The sequence below is a fragment of the Wolbachia endosymbiont (group B) of Limnophora tigrina genome (genome assembly GCF_964263235.1).
In the GTDB taxonomy this organism is placed as follows: domain Bacteria; phylum Pseudomonadota; class Alphaproteobacteria; order Rickettsiales; family Anaplasmataceae; genus Wolbachia.
Genome location: NZ_OZ181655.1, coordinates 930,937 through 947,618 on the forward strand (window position 1 = coordinate 930,937; position 16,682 = coordinate 947,618).

Here is a 16,682-nt window from a genome sequence, read left to right on the forward strand (position 1 = left end):
CAGTATAAGCAAAATTTCTGGATTCCAGACTGGAATGACGTCATCTGTTGTGCAATTTACCTTCAAAAATGAATGTTCGTACAGCTGTGGAGTGAATCGCGGTATGACGTGTTAGCTATACCTTTTTTCTACTTAGCTTGGGTTATACAAGAAGTCTAATGAAGTGAAAGTAAATTTATTTACCAAAATAGAGTTGCCTTGGTCTACAGATCTTAGTTTCTTTATCATTTACCATTTCATACCACTGAGTAACCCAACCAGTGGTTCTTGCAAGTGCAAAAATAGGCGTGAACATATTTGAGGGAATATCGATAGCATTCATTATTATACCTGAGTAAAAATCAACATTTGGATATAACTTACGCACGATAAAATATTCATCCTTTAAAGCTATTTCTTCAAGTTTTTTTGCAATTTTGAGCAATTCATTATTTTGTTCTAGTTTACTTAGAACCTCATGACAAGCGTCTTTCAATATCCGCGCGCGCGGATCATAATTTTTATAAACACGATGTCCAAATCCCATCAATTTAAATGGATCTTTATCATCTTTAGCTTTTTCGATGAATTTATCTATATCTTCACTTTGCTCTATCTCTTTTAGCATATTTATAACTGCTTCATTAGCTCCACCATGTGCTGGTCCCCAAAGTGTAGCAACTCCTGCAGAGAGGCTTGCAAACAGATTAGAACCAGCCGATCCCACCAATCTGACAGCCGCCGTAGAAGCATTCTGTTCATGATCAGCATGGAGAGTAAATATTTTATCCAGAGCTTTTGCAAAAAGGGCGCTTTTATCATTATCAACAGCATCGCCAAATATCATCTTTAAGAAATTTTCACTGTAACTTAATTCATTGTTAGCATTTATGAATTCCTGATTGTTGATATGCCTATAAATCATTGCAACAATTGCAGGAACTTGTGCTATTGCAGAAATTCCAAAATCTAAATCTTCACCGTTGACATTGTTGCCATGTGTTTCATGGTAAGATGCTGACAAATTTGCAAAACATGCAACTAAAATCGACATAGGGTGAGCAGTCTTTGGAAATGCTTTGATTACATTTGTAACTTGCTCTGATACTTTGGATGATTCTTGTATTTTGAGAAGAAATTTTTTGTGTTGCTCTGAACTGGGTAGTTCACCATAGAGTAATAAATAAATCACAGCAGTAAAACTATTATTCTCTGCCAAATCAGCTATATCATGTCCCCTATATTTAAGAACTCCTTCATCTCCATCAATAAATGTAATCGAAGAAGAACATGAAGCTGTGGAAACAAACCCCGGATCATAAGTGAATAATCCTGTCGTCTTATATAAATCCTTGATATTTAACACGTCAGGACCTATTGTTCCACTTAATATGGGTAGCTCAATTTTTAATCCATTACTTAGTTCTAATAGCACTTTTTTATCCATCACTTAAGCTACTTAAATTTTATAAAGAATATACAAACTGAAGAGTATATATTAATACAGTTAACTTTACATTAACCGTATTAAGCGGTCATCAATGCTTTTACTTGTGCATTTAAGCGACTTATTTTACGCGCAGCAGTATTCCTATGAATAACACCTTTATTCACACACTTGTGTAAATTAGATTCAGCATTCCGAAATGCCAGAACAACATTTTCTTTGTCGCCAGACTTGATGATATCAACCAATTTTCTAATAGCGGTGCGAGTTTTACTTTTCCGCATCTTATTTATTAAAGTGCGCTTTGCTATTACCTTTATCATTTTTTTAGCACTCTTATGATTTGCCATATATTAATACCTAAAATACTGTACTTTTTTTTTAATTATAAAGTTTTTTTGTTAATTTGCAATATCAGTTTTTTCTATGGTTAATCTACTGCTTCTCTCTTCAATAATTTTTTCTAAACTTTGCAAGAATTCATTTTTGTTTAACCCAGGATATATTGGGGGCAATATTTCTATTACTGCCTTTCCGGGATTCTTTCTCAGAGAAAGTATGCTTTTTGGCCAAAACAAACCAGTGTTTAAAGCAACCGGTAACACAGGAACAGATAATACGCTATATAAAGCAGCAATACCTGGTTGATATTTTATATTTTGGTTTATAGTCGTTCTTGTACCTTCAGGAAATATTATTATGCTTCTATTTTCTTTTATACGCATTTTTGCTAGTTTAATTATATGGCGTATAGAACTGATACCATCTGAACGGTTAATAAAAATCATTTTCAGCGCTATAAGATGTAAACCAATGAATGGAATCCATTTCAATTCACGTTTTAAAATAAAAACCGCTTTTCTAAATAGTAGTATAAAAATAAATGTTTCAAATGGAGATTGGTGTTTAGATGCAATGATAAAAGGCTGCTTAGGAATGTTTTCCATTCCCCTCACTTCATATTTAATGCCACATAATAAACGCAGCATGAATAATACAACTCTCACCGAACAGACGAGGAAAATGGTTATTACATACTCAGGAAAGAAAATTACAGGGAGAGCAATTAAAGTATAGAATACTTCCCATAATATAAGGAAGAAATTAAACAATAAACTTGAAATCACAAACTCACATAAACTTATTTGAATTTAACTTTACTGCAAATTAAAAGCAATAAGTTTAATTATTGATCATCTGAGTAATAGGATGCGAATCAGCTAATTTGTCCTTTAACTTTTCGTTAGCAATATGAGTATATATTTGTGTTGTAGAAAGGTTAGTATGGCCAAGAACTTTCTGTATCAACACAATATTTGCTCCGCTATCCAGTAGATGGGTAGCAAAAGAATGCCTAATCACGTGTGGAGAGATCTTATTTTCATCAATATTGCATTTTCTTGCTAACTCCTTCATTAATTGACCGACCCTCTGCCTTGTAATTGGTTTATTAGGTTTATCACCTGGGAATAGCCAATCGGATTCCTTTTCGTTAGGGATCAGATTGTCACGAACTGATAAATAATTTCTAAGGCTCTGCAATGCTTGTTCATTAAAAAGAATTTGCCTCTCTCTACCACTTTTTCCTTTTATTATTATATAGCATTCTTTGTTATTACTGTTTATTAAATGTGACACTTCACATAACTTCATATCAATTAGTTCAGAAACACGCATTCCAGAAGAGTAAAGGATATCTAAAATCGCACATAGCCTTTTACTGCCTATCTCTTTATTCGATTCGCTTGCTGATTTTCTCACTGTGTCCATTAGCAAAAATATTTCTTCGACACTTAAATACTTAGGCAAAGGACGAGAAACTTTTGGATTCTTTAATTCAGCATCATTAGCCGGTGCTGGATTAAAATCTATTACTCCGTCATTAAATAGACACTTATAGAAATTTTTCATAGCGGATATTTTTCTTGCTATAGAGCTACTTTTATATTTTTTTTGTGTACATAGATATTTTACATAATCTTTAATATTGGTTTTGTTTACGCCAACCAAGGTAGTGCCGCTTTCTAATAAAAATTCTTCAAACTGGTGTAAATCCGAACGATAACTTTCCAGAGTATTTTTTGTAGCGGACCTCTCTGAAGCCAAAGCATCTATGTAATATGTTATGTAAAGATTTTCTTTTTTATTTTGCGACTGTTTATTTTTCATTATCAGCTCCTATATTTACTTCTTTGGCTATAATTTGATTGGAAGTGTTTCCTATGTGTCTTATGAGAAAATATGAGACAAATAAGGCATTTATCAATAGAGTGAACATCACAAACCTTTGCTTGAACCTTTTTTTTAAATTTAATCTTACTCTTATCATAGTTAAATTATAACGTCAAATCTATAAAAAACACCTTATAAAGTGAGCTCTACTATAAATATAGAATACTTCTTAGCTGTATTAAATAGTACTTGATCTGACACTTAAAATAAGTAAGTTATAAAATAATAAAAGAAAGGAGTGTTAGAAATGAGTACAATACAAACAAAAATACTAAAACCAAAGCTAGGGTTATTAGAGCTAGCAAAACAACTAGGAAATGTATCTCAAGCATGCAAAGTGATGGGATACTCAAGAGATACATTTTATCGGTTTAAGGAGTTATATGAAAATGGAGGAGAGGAAGCATTACATGAAATAAGTAAGAAAAAACCGCTATTAGCGAACAGAGTTTCCGACGATATAGAAAGAGCAGTGATTGGTATAGCAACAGAATTTCCAGCATATGGGCAAGAAAGAGCTGCAAATGAACTGAGAAAAAGAGGTATAATAATTTCTCAGGGAGGAGTAAGGTCTGTATGGCTAAGAAATGACCTTGAAACTCTCAAAAAGAGACTTAAAGCGCTAGAGACAAAAGTAGCTTAAGAAGGAATCATTTTAACTGAAGAACAACTTACAGCTTTAGAAAAAGTTAAAGAACAAAGGGAAGCTCATGGTGAAATTGAGACACAACATCCAGGTTATTTGGGTTCTCAAGATACCTATTATGTGGGCAATATCAAAGGTATAGGGCTAATTTATCAGCAGACTTTTGTTGATACTTATTCGAGAGTTGCAATGGTTAAACTTTACACGGACAGAACAGCTATTACAGCTGCAGACCTCCTCAACGATAGAGTTATTCCATTTTTTGATGAGCAGAAAATTCCATTATTACGCATTCTAACTGATAGGGGTACAGAGTATTGTGGCAAGCCAGAAAATCACGCTTATCAGTTATATTTGGGAATCGAAAATATCGATCATTCTAGAACCAAAGCCAACTCTCCACAAACCAATGGCATATGTGAAAGATTTCATAGAACCATGCAAGATGAGTGTTACAATATTATCTTTAGAAAGAAAATCTACAATTCTTTGGAAGATCTACAGATTGATGTTGATTATTGGTTGCGTTCTTATAATGAGACAAGGCCTCACTCGGGTAAGTATTGCTATGGCAAAACACCTATGCAAACGTTTTTTGATAGTAAATATATTGCTTTTCAGAAAAACATTAGTAGCATTAAACAAGAGCCTGATATTAGTTTTGACTACCTCAATTCTTCTGTCAATTAATTCTTGTCTGTCAGATTAAATCTTGTCTTTTACATCTTAGCTGTATCTATCTATATTTATTATAACATAACATTTATTATAATTCTAACATGGACAGATAGAGATTTCAATTACGTTAGTGTTATGGGTGTTAATAAATTTTTAATATATACCTTTACAAAAGAAGAAATCAAATGGCATCTTTTTTAAATAAAGTGCTAATAAAAGGAACGGTCACATTTGACCCTATAGATTCATTATCTATCTTCTCTATAATTTTATCAATGCTATAGAAAGAACGTTCTATTCTTGCTAAAATATAATTAATCACTTTTAAATCAATTTTTAACTGTTTATCTGAAAATCGTTTTATTAGCATGATTCTTAATAATTCTTCGCTTGCAGGCAAAATTTTTACGCTGATAGTTGATAATATTCGAGAACTTAAATCTCTTAGTTTGAAGTTAAGTTTTTTTGGTGAAATTGAAGAAGTGATTAGCAGCTTCTTATCATTTTCTTTCATGTAATTGTAACAATGTAATAACATTCCTTCATCTTTAATGTTTTGTACGTCTTCTAAAATAAAAGCATCGCTATACCTAATCTCGCTTACAAAGTTATTCACATTGATAAAAATTGCATCGTTTATTGACTGCCAAATATGAGCAAGATGAGTTTTACCAGAGCTTTTAGGTCCAAAAAGAATGAGACATTTCCAAGATAAATCCTCAATTACTGAATTATATATGTGCTTATTTTCATCTAAGATGATGTAATTTTGCCGACTATAATCAGCTTGATTGTTGTTAAATAAATTTAATTGCACATTAAACCTCTTACGTAACCTCTTTCTGGTAGTAATTTTTGCGCAGAAATTTACTTACGCTCCTCAAATATCTCAGGTATTCTGGGCTCATTTCTCCTCTTACCATAAATTGATTATGCAAAAGGTCTGTTAGCCGTTTTTATAAAGCTCACTTTTAAAATATTTATTGATTGCATATTCTACTGATACATTGAACATTGCTATTATTGGAATAAAAAGTAATATACCTGTAAATCCAAAATATGAAGCACATATAGTAATTCCCAGAATAATTACAGCTGGATGTATATGAACTTTTTTTCCTATTAATAAAGGAACTAATATGTTTGAGTCTATTAATTGTCCAATACCAAATAATAGCAAAACAGCAGCGCTTTCAAACCATCCACTAAATTGGGTGATAGCGCTCAAAAACCCAATAATGGTATATAATAATGGCCCTATGTAAGGTATGAATGTTAACATTCCTGATAAAATTCCAATAACAATAGAGTGTTTCAATCCGATCATGCTCAGACTCACAGAGTAAAAGACCATCATGACAATACATACATTTACCTGGCCCTTTAGATAATTGGATATAATGAAATCCACTTTGGAAAAATAATCTGCAACTTTTCCTCTGTAAGGAACAGGGATTAGTTTACTAGCTTTTTCTATAATTAAAGGCCAATCACGTAATATGTAGAAAAACACTACAGGAGTGATCACCATTAATGATACCATGTAAATCAAGCTAAAGCTTGAACTTAACACTTGGATTATAAAGTTACTAGCAATACCAAGAGCATTTATGAAATAAGATACATAGTCGCTGTAATTTTCTGCTAGATTTTTAGATAAGTGATCAAATAAGCTATCCTCGATTTTTATATTAAGAAATTCTAATACAGAGGGGATTACTTTAAGTTTTAATGAAGGCACTTTACTCACTAAGAAATTTAATATTGAAGTAATTTGAACATATATAATAGGTAAAACAAATGTTATAACTAGTATAAAAGCTATTAATAAAACAAGTATTATAAAAATTACAGAACATGAACGCGGTATTCTATACTTTTCAAACTTGACTACTAGCGGATTAAACAAATATGCAATAACAATAGACATTAAACATGGAAAAATCATAGGACGCATCAGGAATAACATCCCTATTATAAAAAGCAGTATAAAACAAATAGTTATATGACGTTTTTGCATGGGTTTAGCATAGCTAATTTACTGAAAAATATGCAATTTATTTTTCCTATGTTGAAAGTATTTTACGATTTGATGCTATCTATTCATTACTTCATCAATATCAATTTTCTTAAGTGCCACTTCAGTTAATCCTTCACCAAGTTCTTGACTGGATAAAACTCCGTTATGTGGGTCATATTCAAATCCTTTCAAATTAACAGTCTTGATCAAATCCCTACGCAACAACCCATCATTTTCTATTGCATGTGCCAATTGTGCAGGCTGTGGTATTAATTTGTCTTTAGCATGATTTATAATTGTTATTGGCGTGTTTAATTTTCCCTCATCTCGCAACTTTCGTATATCGTTCACTAGATCAAAATCTAGATCTAAAGCCTTTAGCAATTTTTTTAAGAGAAATGGAGGCAATATACTTAAAATTTTTGTTTGAGGGATTGGAAAATGCCTTATTGCTGTATGAAAAGAGCTGAAAGTGCTAGTAAAAACAACATCTCTGAGTTTAATGTTTTTATCTGCAAAATGCTTCAAAACTGCTGACGCAATTGCTCCTCCAAAGGAATGGCCGACAAGTACAATGTTTTCCAATTTTATACCTTCATTTATTAATTGATTGATTTGTTCTATTGAAGATTTAGACAAGTTTTGATTTCTATTGGCAAATGGAATAATAAAAAGTGATACAGATAAAAAAATACAAGTTAAAGCTGCTAAGCTTGCTAAACCAACTGCTCCAGTTGTTATTGGATTCATAAGTAATATTGCAATGGGCGCTAATACGGATGCTCCAAGGAATAAAAAGCTAGCTGCGGCATAAATTATGTAGTTCTGAAATGCATTCGGATATTTATGTGCGTGAGGGACAGCTTTTATCCTGTTTTCTATACATAAAGACTGTGAGAATTGTTGAGCGTTTTTATAATTGTCTCCTATTCCATGGAAAAATATAAGGTGTATCTCATCTTTTTTATTATACTGAGTAATATGCATTATTTCCCTCTTAATAGTGTATTATACTTAGTAAGATAATATACTATTTTTAAAGTTTTTTCAACCTTTCTAACCTTATTAAAACTTTAGATAGCCTGCTATCATACACTTACGCTAAAAGTAATAAATATGTGCGCTAACAAATTTGAGAAATACAAGATAGCAGCATTAATAGTTGCAGCAGGAGTAGGCAGTAGATGCAATTCTACGATTCCTAAGCAATATATAAAACTGGCAGGTAAATCTGTTTTATTTCATACAATTAGAAAATTTCTGGCTAACCAATATATAGATTACATAAGAGTAGCAATTAATAGAAACCATGAAAATTTCTATGAGAAAGCTATATCACTAATTACAGACACTAAATTACTAAGTCCAATATACGGAGGAGAAAGTAGGCAAAGTTCAGTTAAACTAGGGCTTGAAAGCTTACAAAAAATTAACCCAGATTTTGTAGTTATACACGATGCTTGTAGGCCTTTTGTGTCAAATGTTTTGATAGATAACTTAGCTCAGTCTATGATTAATGACCAACATGCAGGAGTAGTTCCAGCAATAGAAGTCGAAGATACTATGTCATTGGTGAATGATGATTTCATTGAATCCACGATTTCAAGAGGAAAACTTAGAGCCATACAAACTCCTCAAATTTTTAATTTCAAAGAATTATTATCATGCCATCAATCAGTCAAAGAATTTACTGATGATTCATCGTTAATGGTAGAGCACAAAAAACATGTTACGATTATTAAAGGTGAAAAAAGCAATTTTAAGTTAACCACAAAGGAGGATATCAATATGGCAAAGCTTCTCTTTGAAGAGCCAAAATTCCTTGTAGGAGCTGGTTATGACATACACAAGTTCGTTAAAGCTCAAGATAAGGTTAAGAGCTCTATAAAAGTTTGCGGTGTAGAAATTGAGCACAATATGGCAATAGAAGCACATTCAGATGGTGATGTTGCAATACATGCAATCGTTGATGCAATACTCGGAGCACTAGGGTGTGGCGACATAGGAGAGCACTTTCCTCCTGTTTCCTCTGAATGGAAAGATTGCAATTCATCTCACTTTCTTGATTTTGCTGCTAAAAAAGCAAAGGAAAAAGGGTACAGTATATCTAATTTAGATATTACTATAGTTTGTGAGGAGCCTAAAATATCGCCTTACAAAGTAGAAATGAGGAAATTCATATCAAAAGTATTAGAAATTAATGATGAATTCGTAAATGTCAAAGCAACCACTGCAGAAAAATTAGGTTCTCTTGGAAGAAACGAAGGAATAGCAGCATATGCTTCTGTGTTATTGCATAACCACATAACGAACTCTTGACAGAGCATTGGGAATAGAAACGAAAAACTTGCTTGACACCCTTCGCCAGCCCCCTTATCATAAAACTGAAGGTATTCAGTTATCTTCATCTGTGCAGATTAAACAGCAAGAAAACAACGTAGTTGGCGTCTTATTTTTAATTTTTTGCACTATGTGCACCTTATGTCTTCACAACATTTCTGGGTTTTTACCTATATAAGCTGAAACGCGCTTATAAGTCGTTTAAGACAGTATAGTACGCCAATTTGCAGGATTAGAGAGTGACAACTAGCTAACACGGGATTTCTTTTGCCTTTTTTTCTGCTTAGTAAATTTCTTAAACATTTGAACTAAGGTGAGTTGCACTTAAAAGCAGCTAAATTGCAGTGTTTAAGACTTAAAAAAACGCCAATACTGAAAATAGACAATGACTAGGGCTTCTTTTGCCTTTTTTCTTCATTTGGTAAATTTCTTAATGTTTGTAGCTAAACGACAACCGTCATTCTGCTACTTGTTAGCGTTAGAGATACCGCGAATGAATCGCGGTATGACGTAGGATTGCTGTCATCCCGCTGCTTGTTAGCGGATGAGATACCGCGGCGGTATGACGGTTCGTGGCGGATGACGGTTCGTGGTAGTATGACGATAACCTCGTCATCCTGCTACGTGTTAGCGGCTAAGAGATACCGCGGCGGTATGACGGTTAAGTATCCCAGTGCTTGACGCTGGGATCTGATGCAGTTATTCTAGGCTAAGGTAATCCGCATAGCAAATGGTGTCATGCAAGTAGCTGACACTGGAATCTAGAATTTTTTTTAACTAGATCTTATGGTCAAGCCATAGGATGACAGAGAAGGTAAGCCTTATTTAAGTTAGCTATATATACTCATCGTTTATGGCTGAAAGGAACACATTTTTAGAATAATGAAAACAATCAGCACTTTAATTCAAGAAGGATCGGAGTTATTATTGTCACATAAAGTTGAATCACCACATTTAGATTGTGAAATCATCATGCAGCACGTACTTGGAGTGGAAAGATCATTCATAATTATGAACCATGCTGATCAAGTGCCGATGGAGAAAGAACTTTTATTTTGGAAATTAACAAAAAAAAGAGCGGAAAGATATCCAATATCGCAAATAATAGGTAATCGTGAATTCTGGAGTAAAAATTTTATAGTTAACCAGCATGTTTTGGATCCAAGACCAGATAGTGAAACACTAATCTCAACGGTGTTAAAATATTACCCAAATAAAAAGCAGAGACTAAAAATTGCAGATTTTGGTACAGGCACAGGTTGTTTATTGATATCCGTACTTAGTGAGTATAAATATGCTGTTGGCGTCGGTTTTGAAAAAAGCTTGGAAGCATACAAAATTGCCTATCAGAACACAAAGAAACATGATTTTCTCAGCAGAGCCAAAATATTTCCAAGCTCATGGACAGAGTGCAGAGGTTCATTTGATCTGATAATTAGCAATCCTCCATATATTAAAAGAAGCAAATTAAAAGACTTACAAGCCGAAGTGCAAAAGGAACCAAGAATTGCTCTTGATGGTGGTATTGATGGTCTGAGTTGTTATTTGAGTATTTTTTCAATATTAAGGAGGTGTCTTAAAAAAAATGGGTTTGCGATATTGGAGATAGGTGAAGATCAAAATGATATTGACAAAATAATACCCTCATACGAATTAGCTTTTCAAGAATACGTATATGATTTGGCAGGAATGAAGAGGTGCATTGTTATGCAAAAAACATAGCTAATGTTTTCTTGTATTATCTCCTTCATCCCATATTATCCTATGTCATCCCAGTACCCTCTACCTAGTCATCCAAGTAGCGTGACTACTTGGATCTATATTTACTATGGTCAAGCCATAGGATGACAGGAACGGTTTTGGTTAGCCATGCATTTCTTAAAAGGGTTAGGCTTTGCTGGCAAAGTGGAAAGTAAGGCCAGCCTCTATGCCGTGTGTGTGAAAAAAGCAGTTCTGTATGGTAGTAGATACTGGATTACCACCTGCTTGTTCAACCATTTTACCTTTTAGCTTACCTTTGCCATTATCAAATGTGGAATCCCACTTTAAGGTGTCTAGTTTGTACTCACTGCTACCAATAGCACCAAAACCTCTATATCCAATATGCATATTTACATCTTCGTTTATGCGATAATCAAGGCCAGCTTTTAATTGAACTGCGGGTCTTATTGACGATTTTTCAAACATTGTCATTCTTGTTGCACCGACTCCAACCCCAACATAAGGAGAAAAAGAGAAATGGTCACTTTTCCAATGATGATAAACGTTTGCCATTATAGATGCATTTTCAACCTGGTCATGATTGACTATTGCCCCATACTTCCCGCTATCCTTTGTGTAGGATATTGTCATCTGGCCGTTTGTTAAACCAATATTATCCACTTTTATGGAAGAATACATTCCTTCTAATTCAGCTCTGTAGCTGTTGTTACCCAATTCTCCTGTGTAACCAAATGCTACATTTGCAGCAAAAGGTGGGTTATAATCTCCTTTATACTTACTTAGTAATTGACCTTCTGTGCTCTGAGCACTCCTGTCATTTATAGATACCTTATTGTCAGCTGTAGCAGCAGTATCTCCAATTTTTGCTTTCAACTCACCCATGCCATTTAAAAATTGACCGTAATACCCACTACCAAAGTAAAACCCTTCTGTTTCACTTGCAAAAGATTGTTGTGACAACAGCAAAGCAAGTGCTGTAACCGCTAATGTTTTTTTACTAATCATTACTACTTCCCTAGTTAAAATAGCTAATCTAATACTAATTAATTAAAAATGGTTTAATGTGAAAAACCTAATTACTTGCATAACTTGCACTTTCCTGAGATAAAAATAGGCAAAATCAACCTTTATTTTTGATCATTTTTTAATTTATCGTCAATATCCTCATCTTCAAATTCATCCTCCTCGTCTTCGTCATCAAACCCATCATCGCTCCTCTCGTCATCAAACCCATCATCATCATCTTCAAACTTATCGTCAATATCTTCATCATCAATATCTTCGTCTGCAAATTCATCTGATTCATCATACACTGCATCTTCGGTTTTAGTTTCAGCAGGATAATCAACTGAATTATGCCCCTCAAGAGCATTATTCCCCTCGTTATTAACCTTATCTTTGCTCGCAGTGGCAGAAAGAACTTTGTTTGGATCATATGGTTCTTGTGTAGGCACACGAGTTTGCTTGAGCAGTCTTTTTGTGAAGGTGCTATCACTATAGTACAAAATTTTCTTTGATTTAATTGGGTAAGCTGACTCTATTAAAATTATCTGATCGTCGCGTGGCAACATAATAACTTCTTGAGGCAATAGCAATGCCCTCTGTGTTTCAGAGATATGTAACGACCTTGAAGCAGGATTTAAATCTAAAAATTTAGGCTTATTCAACGATTCTTGTTGTACAGTTTTGTTTCCTATAAGTTGCGATATTAAATTAGCTGTTTCAATATTATTGGCTGCAAAAGTTATTCTGTAAGTCGAGTTTGACAAAAAGGAGTTCATTCCTGCTTCTTCGTATATTCCTTTGAGCTGCTCAGTATCTTGAACAATTAAGAATAACCTAACTCGATAACCACGAAAATATGCAATACCTGTTTGAAATTGCTCCATTTTTCCAAGTGTAGGAAACTCATCCATTAAAAACAATACGCCATAAGGCTCGTCATCCGATGGCAATTTTCTACATAAAAACTCAGTTGCCTGTTGGTAAAAAACCTGCATTAAAGGCCTGAGCCTAGTCAAGTTGTCAGGAGTTAAACCAACATAAACTGTAGTTTTCTTCTTTTTAAAATCTAAAATATTAAAATCACTTGACGCAGTTGCAGTATCAATCAATGGGTTTGCCCACAATTCAAGCGATGAGTTCATGGTTGAGACAACACCCGATCTTTCTTTATCAGCTTTTTGTAAAAAAGCTGCAATATTCATATATGCTACAGGGTGTAGTATTTTACCCATTGTATCAAGAGCAACAGCAAGATTATAAACTACGTCATCACTACGCATCGTACGCACAACTTCACCAAAAGATTTAACTTTCTCTGGTGCAGCAAGTAAGTATAACACCACTCCAACAAATAAGCTTCTTGCTTCATTTTGCCAAAAGTCTTGTTCAGGCATGATGAGGTTAGCTATTTTTTGCACATCGTCAACCATCTGCCCAGGTTTTTTACTAATCCATTGTAATGGATTGTAACAGTGACTTATTCCATCTGGCTGCGCTGGATTCCATACGTATACTTTTTGTCCTTGTCGTTCTCGCCAACCACTTGTTATTTCATAGTTTTCTAATTTTATGTCGTGTACAATTACCGAGTCAGTCCAAAATAATAAATTAGGAATTACAAAGCCAACACCCTTACCAGCACCTGTAGGTGCAAATAACAATGCATGCTGAAACCCATCAGCAATAAAGTATCCTCTTTTATCTTTACCAAGCAATAATCCCTTTTTGCTTCTTAATCCTGCTTTTCGTATGTCTTTCTCTGATGCCCACTTTGAGTCTCCATGAAGTGATTCTTTCTTTTTAAATGGTCGCCACTCGATTATCCTTTCTCTTAAATTCCATAAAATAATCATTAAAACAACAATAGGCATTGTAGAAGATGCAATTAATTTAATTTTAAGCTCAGGGCTATATAGCTCTGGATGATGCCAACACCATTGTATATGGTCAAAAATTGTTGGCCAGAGAGCTTGAGGGAAAGGTGTCAAACTAGGATTAATTGCCTTAAAATCCACAGCATCCGGACCGTCAACCAATAGAAAGAACAATATACCAGATAGATAGAAGCAAAACTCAAGTACGCTAAAAGCTACTACACCTCCTATGAGAATATTACGTAGGTGATTTCCATTACTCATAAACTACTCTTTTTTAACTTATGTATAAATTTAAGCATTTTCGCTCGCAGATCTAGTAAATAATATCTCAGAAATGCTTCTTTTGCCCCCACCGGTTCTTTTTAGCTGAATAACAATATCAATCACATTTCTAATGTATGGTATAATTTGGTCTGGAGGAATGCCAAGATTTGCCTGCATAACCATCAATTTTATTTGCTCAAGAGCCATTGTTGGACTATCCGCATGAAGGGTTGATATTGATCCAGGGTGACCAGTATTTATCGCCCTAAGAAAACTAAAAGCTTCCGCTCCACGGAGCTCACCAACTATTATTCTTTCTGGCCTTAAACGTAAGCATGCCTCTATCAAATCTTGAGTGGTTACTTTTGCTCTGCCCTGCCCTCCTTTAGAGGCAATTAGATGGACTTTATTGGGATGTTCGTTCAAAACGATTTCCCTTGCATCCTCAACAGTAATAATTCTTTCTTCAGTTGGAATAGCACGCAAAGTAGCATTAGTAAAAGTAGTCTTACCAGTGGAAGTTCCACCGCTAATTATAATATTTTTCTTACTTATTACAGCACATTCTAAAAACTCTTTTATTTTTTTTTGCCTTAACAGTAAATCCAAATGACGGTCAACTGGATTATCAGTTGCTTCTGTGAAAGTTTCAGAAAAAGCCCCCATTTTTTCGTAATCATCGAGTGCTAATTGCATGCTAGAAGGCTTACGAATCGACATGACTACTTTATCAGGTTCACATGCTGGTGGAAATACTATCTGTATACGATAACCATTTGGTAATGTTGCCGAAAGTAACGGTGCTTCTTCGCTAAGTTTTTGTTCTGTAGCTTGAGCAATCAGTCTGCCAAGAGATTTCAAATGGTTAAGATCGAATACTTCTAATTTTTCGCACCTTATTTCACCGCGATTTTCAATCCATACTTCCTTTGGCTTATTTATTGATATTTCATTTACGCCTTCTTCTTGAAATATACCCTGTAATGGCTCCAAATATGTATCAAGTGCAGCATAATTCATTTCATTGATTTAATATTGCCTGTGAAGGAAATACTATATCCTGGTTAACAAATACTTTCAATGCGGTGCCTTGATCGACATAAATAGTTGGTTTTTTATCTGTATATCTGCCCACTATATCTCGCATGTCTTTAGAAAAATCATTGATTGATTTCCCGATTGCTTCATCATAAACAGACTTACTTTTCCTTTGAAATTGTTGTAGTAGTTGATTTATGTCTTCTAGGCTTATATTTACCTTGTCTTCCCCAATTTCTAGTGCTTTTGCTATTTCCGCTTTCATTGTTTTTAGCAACTCTTGCTCGTTTTTAGCATTCCGAATTTTTCCAATAGCTCCAAGACCCAATTTCCACTTGTCACTAGATATGCTTGCCGCTGCTGTAATAAAATCTTTGAGTGAATAAAAATCTATTTCAGTTGCAGTGATGGATTTCACTGCATCCATGGCAGTTAGCGTATCAATGAGATTAGAAGCCTTTTGCCCTATAACAGCCGCACTAATTGAAACACCAGCAAGTGTCACTGAAGAGAATAATGCACTTACTATTTTATTATCAACTATTCCTGCTATCCCTGCTCTACCAAGCTCGTCAGTACTAAGTGATGAGATAGCAATATCTATTCCATGAGGAAGAATGACCCTACTCCAGTTTATATTTACACGAGCTCTTGCGACATTCGAGTCAAATGAATAACTGCCTATCAATCTTGAGCCTTTAGGTATTAAAACTGTATCACCAGTTTCTGCATAAACATCTCTACTCACCATAGCACGCAGCATTCCTTGCAGATCAGAGTTTATTGCAGTTTCAAGAACAGCATCAATAATTTTACCTTGAGTAACCATTAAACCAAGCTTTCCTACTCTGGTAGCTTTGCTCGATTGTGCTGAAGTGTCAGATAAAATAGCATCAGCAGCCTTATTCTCTCCACCATCACTTGAAATTGTTAACATTTGTGCACTACGTCTGTCTCTAGGATAACCGCCACCCCCTATTGTAGGAAACGAGGTAGGTAAATTGCCCATAACATTACTAGAAGGAAAATTTTGCTTTGGCAAAATAGGTATATTTGACACAGGAGTTTCTTTTGGTTTCTCTTCTTCTTTTCTAATTTGTTTTATTTCTGGTATGATTGGTGGTGTAGGAAGAAGAGGTAAGGGTGGTAAGGGATCAGTTATTATTCTTTCAGGAACCATTACATTATCTGGAACTTGTTCCAACTTTCCCTTCAATTCTTGAACATTTTGCTTTGTTTCCTCTTTTTTAATAACTTCTGAACCCTCTTTATGAGAAGGACTAAAATAGAGATAATACACTCCACCAACCAGAAGCACTAAAATAATGACCATCAATGCCCTATGACCTTGATTAGAGCCAACTGTTACTACCTTGTTCTCTATTTCTGATTCATCTTCTGAATTGTTACGCCTTTCTTTATTCATATTGCATA

At 34.3% G+C, this 16,682-nt stretch carries 13 protein-coding genes and 1 pseudogene; 3 read left to right on the forward strand and 11 right to left on the reverse strand.

The genetic code is table 11. The annotated features are described in order from the left end of the window. Positions 1 to 175: 175 nt before the first annotated feature. From ACE38O_RS04595 to ACE38O_RS04610, 4 genes are all read right to left on the reverse strand, one after another. Positions 176 to 1,426: a citrate synthase gene (locus tag ACE38O_RS04595; protein WP_374698403.1), complete on the reverse strand. Its 1,251-nt coding sequence runs from the start codon at positions 1,424 to 1,426 to the stop codon at positions 176 to 178. 80 nt (positions 1,427 to 1,506) lie between these two features. Then, complete coding sequence (gene rpsT, locus ACE38O_RS04600; protein ID WP_374698404.1) at positions 1,507 to 1,776, reverse strand: 30S ribosomal protein S20; 270 nt, start codon at positions 1,774 to 1,776, stop codon at positions 1,507 to 1,509. A 51-nt stretch (positions 1,777 to 1,827) separates the two neighbouring features. Next, positions 1,828 to 2,553 carry a lysophospholipid acyltransferase family protein gene (locus ACE38O_RS04605; RefSeq protein ID WP_319604560.1) on the reverse strand — a complete coding sequence of 242 codons (726 nt, stop codon included), beginning with the start codon at positions 2,551 to 2,553 and terminating at the stop codon, positions 1,828 to 1,830. Between the two features lie 55 nt (positions 2,554 to 2,608). Then, a complete protein-coding gene (locus ACE38O_RS04610; protein WP_374698405.1) occupies positions 2,609 to 3,595 on the reverse strand; it encodes a site-specific tyrosine recombinase in 987 nt (328 codons plus the stop codon). 310 nt (positions 3,596 to 3,905) lie between these two features. Here ACE38O_RS04610 and ACE38O_RS04615 point away from each other — a divergent pair. Further along, a pseudogene (locus ACE38O_RS04615) lies at positions 3,906 to 4,994 on the forward strand (IS481 family transposase). A gap of 169 nt (positions 4,995 to 5,163) precedes the next feature. Here ACE38O_RS04615 and ACE38O_RS04620 read toward each other — a convergent pair. The 3 genes from ACE38O_RS04620 to ACE38O_RS04630 all read right to left on the reverse strand — a co-directional run bounded on the left by ACE38O_RS04620 (position 5,164) and on the right by ACE38O_RS04630 (position 7,989). Further along, entirely contained in the window at positions 5,164 to 5,799 is a 636-nt protein-coding gene (locus tag ACE38O_RS04620; RefSeq protein WP_374698406.1) for a DnaA ATPase domain-containing protein, read from the reverse strand. A 129-nt stretch (positions 5,800 to 5,928) separates the two neighbouring features. Next, entirely contained in the window at positions 5,929 to 7,002 is a 1,074-nt protein-coding gene (locus tag ACE38O_RS04625) for an AI-2E family transporter (protein ID WP_374698407.1), read from the reverse strand. A gap of 75 nt (positions 7,003 to 7,077) precedes the next feature. Then, positions 7,078 to 7,989, reverse strand: a complete 912-nt coding sequence (locus tag ACE38O_RS04630) for an alpha/beta hydrolase (protein WP_374698408.1) — start codon at positions 7,987 to 7,989, stop codon at positions 7,078 to 7,080. A gap of 129 nt (positions 7,990 to 8,118) precedes the next feature. On the opposite strand from ACE38O_RS04630, the gene ispD reads away from it, so the two are divergent. Together ispD and prmC are read left to right on the forward strand one after the other, a co-directional pair. Next, positions 8,119 to 9,321, forward strand: coding sequence for a 2-C-methyl-D-erythritol 4-phosphate cytidylyltransferase (ispD, locus tag ACE38O_RS04635; protein WP_374698409.1), 1,203 nt, complete (start codon positions 8,119 to 8,121; stop codon positions 9,319 to 9,321). Positions 9,322 to 10,224: 903 nt separating this feature from the next. Continuing rightward, the gene (gene prmC, locus ACE38O_RS04640) at positions 10,225 to 11,064 is read left to right on the forward strand and encodes a peptide chain release factor N(5)-glutamine methyltransferase (protein ID WP_374698410.1); all 840 of its coding nucleotides are present in this window, start codon (positions 10,225 to 10,227) and stop codon (positions 11,062 to 11,064) included. A gap of 165 nt (positions 11,065 to 11,229) precedes the next feature. Here prmC and ACE38O_RS04645 read toward each other — a convergent pair whose 3' ends face one another. The 4 genes from ACE38O_RS04645 to ACE38O_RS04660 form a co-directional block, all read right to left on the reverse strand. Then, the gene (locus ACE38O_RS04645) at positions 11,230 to 12,069 is read right to left on the reverse strand and encodes a P44/Msp2 family outer membrane protein (protein WP_374698411.1); all 840 of its coding nucleotides are present in this window, start codon (positions 12,067 to 12,069) and stop codon (positions 11,230 to 11,232) included. A 122-nt stretch (positions 12,070 to 12,191) separates the two neighbouring features. Next, positions 12,192 to 14,207 carry a type IV secretory system conjugative DNA transfer family protein gene (locus ACE38O_RS04650; protein ID WP_374698412.1) on the reverse strand — a complete coding sequence of 672 codons (2,016 nt, stop codon included), beginning with the start codon at positions 14,205 to 14,207 and terminating at the stop codon, positions 12,192 to 12,194. Positions 14,208 to 14,237: 30 nt separating this feature from the next. Continuing rightward, a complete protein-coding gene (gene virB11, locus ACE38O_RS04655) occupies positions 14,238 to 15,230 on the reverse strand; it encodes a P-type DNA transfer ATPase VirB11 (protein WP_374698413.1) in 993 nt (330 codons plus the stop codon). Position 15,231: 1 nt separating this feature from the next. After that, complete coding sequence (locus ACE38O_RS04660; protein ID WP_374698414.1) at positions 15,232 to 16,674, reverse strand: TrbI/VirB10 family protein; 1,443 nt, start codon at positions 16,672 to 16,674, stop codon at positions 15,232 to 15,234. Positions 16,675 to 16,682: the final 8 nt, after the last annotated feature.

What these genes read in the sequence shown, in the direction of transcription:
- ACE38O_RS04645 (WP_374698411.1), bottom strand. Translation starts at nt 12,069, where the DNA reads ATGATTAGTAAAAAAACATTAGCGGTTACAGCACTTGCTTTGCTGTTG.
- virB11 (WP_374698413.1), bottom strand. Translation starts at nt 15,230, where the DNA reads ATGAATTATGCTGCACTTGATACATATTTGGAGCCATTACAGGGTATA.
- ACE38O_RS04625 (WP_374698407.1), bottom strand. Translation starts at nt 7,002, where the DNA reads ATGCAAAAACGTCATATAACTATTTGTTTTATACTGCTTTTTATAATA.
- prmC (WP_374698410.1), top strand. Translation starts at nt 10,225, where the DNA reads ATGAAAACAATCAGCACTTTAATTCAAGAAGGATCGGAGTTATTATTG.
- ACE38O_RS04650 (WP_374698412.1), bottom strand. Translation starts at nt 14,207, where the DNA reads ATGAGTAATGGAAATCACCTACGTAATATTCTCATAGGAGGTGTAGTA.
- ACE38O_RS04660 (WP_374698414.1), bottom strand. Translation starts at nt 16,674, where the DNA reads ATGAATAAAGAAAGGCGTAACAATTCAGAAGATGAATCAGAAATAGAG.
- ispD (WP_374698409.1), top strand. Translation starts at nt 8,119, where the DNA reads ATGTGCGCTAACAAATTTGAGAAATACAAGATAGCAGCATTAATAGTT.
- ACE38O_RS04610 (WP_374698405.1), bottom strand. Translation starts at nt 3,595, where the DNA reads ATGAAAAATAAACAGTCGCAAAATAAAAAAGAAAATCTTTACATAACA.
- rpsT (WP_374698404.1), bottom strand. Translation starts at nt 1,776, where the DNA reads ATGGCAAATCATAAGAGTGCTAAAAAAATGATAAAGGTAATAGCAAAG.
- ACE38O_RS04595 (WP_374698403.1), bottom strand. Translation starts at nt 1,426, where the DNA reads ATGGATAAAAAAGTGCTATTAGAACTAAGTAATGGATTAAAAATTGAG.
- ACE38O_RS04630 (WP_374698408.1), bottom strand. Translation starts at nt 7,989, where the DNA reads ATGCATATTACTCAGTATAATAAAAAAGATGAGATACACCTTATATTT.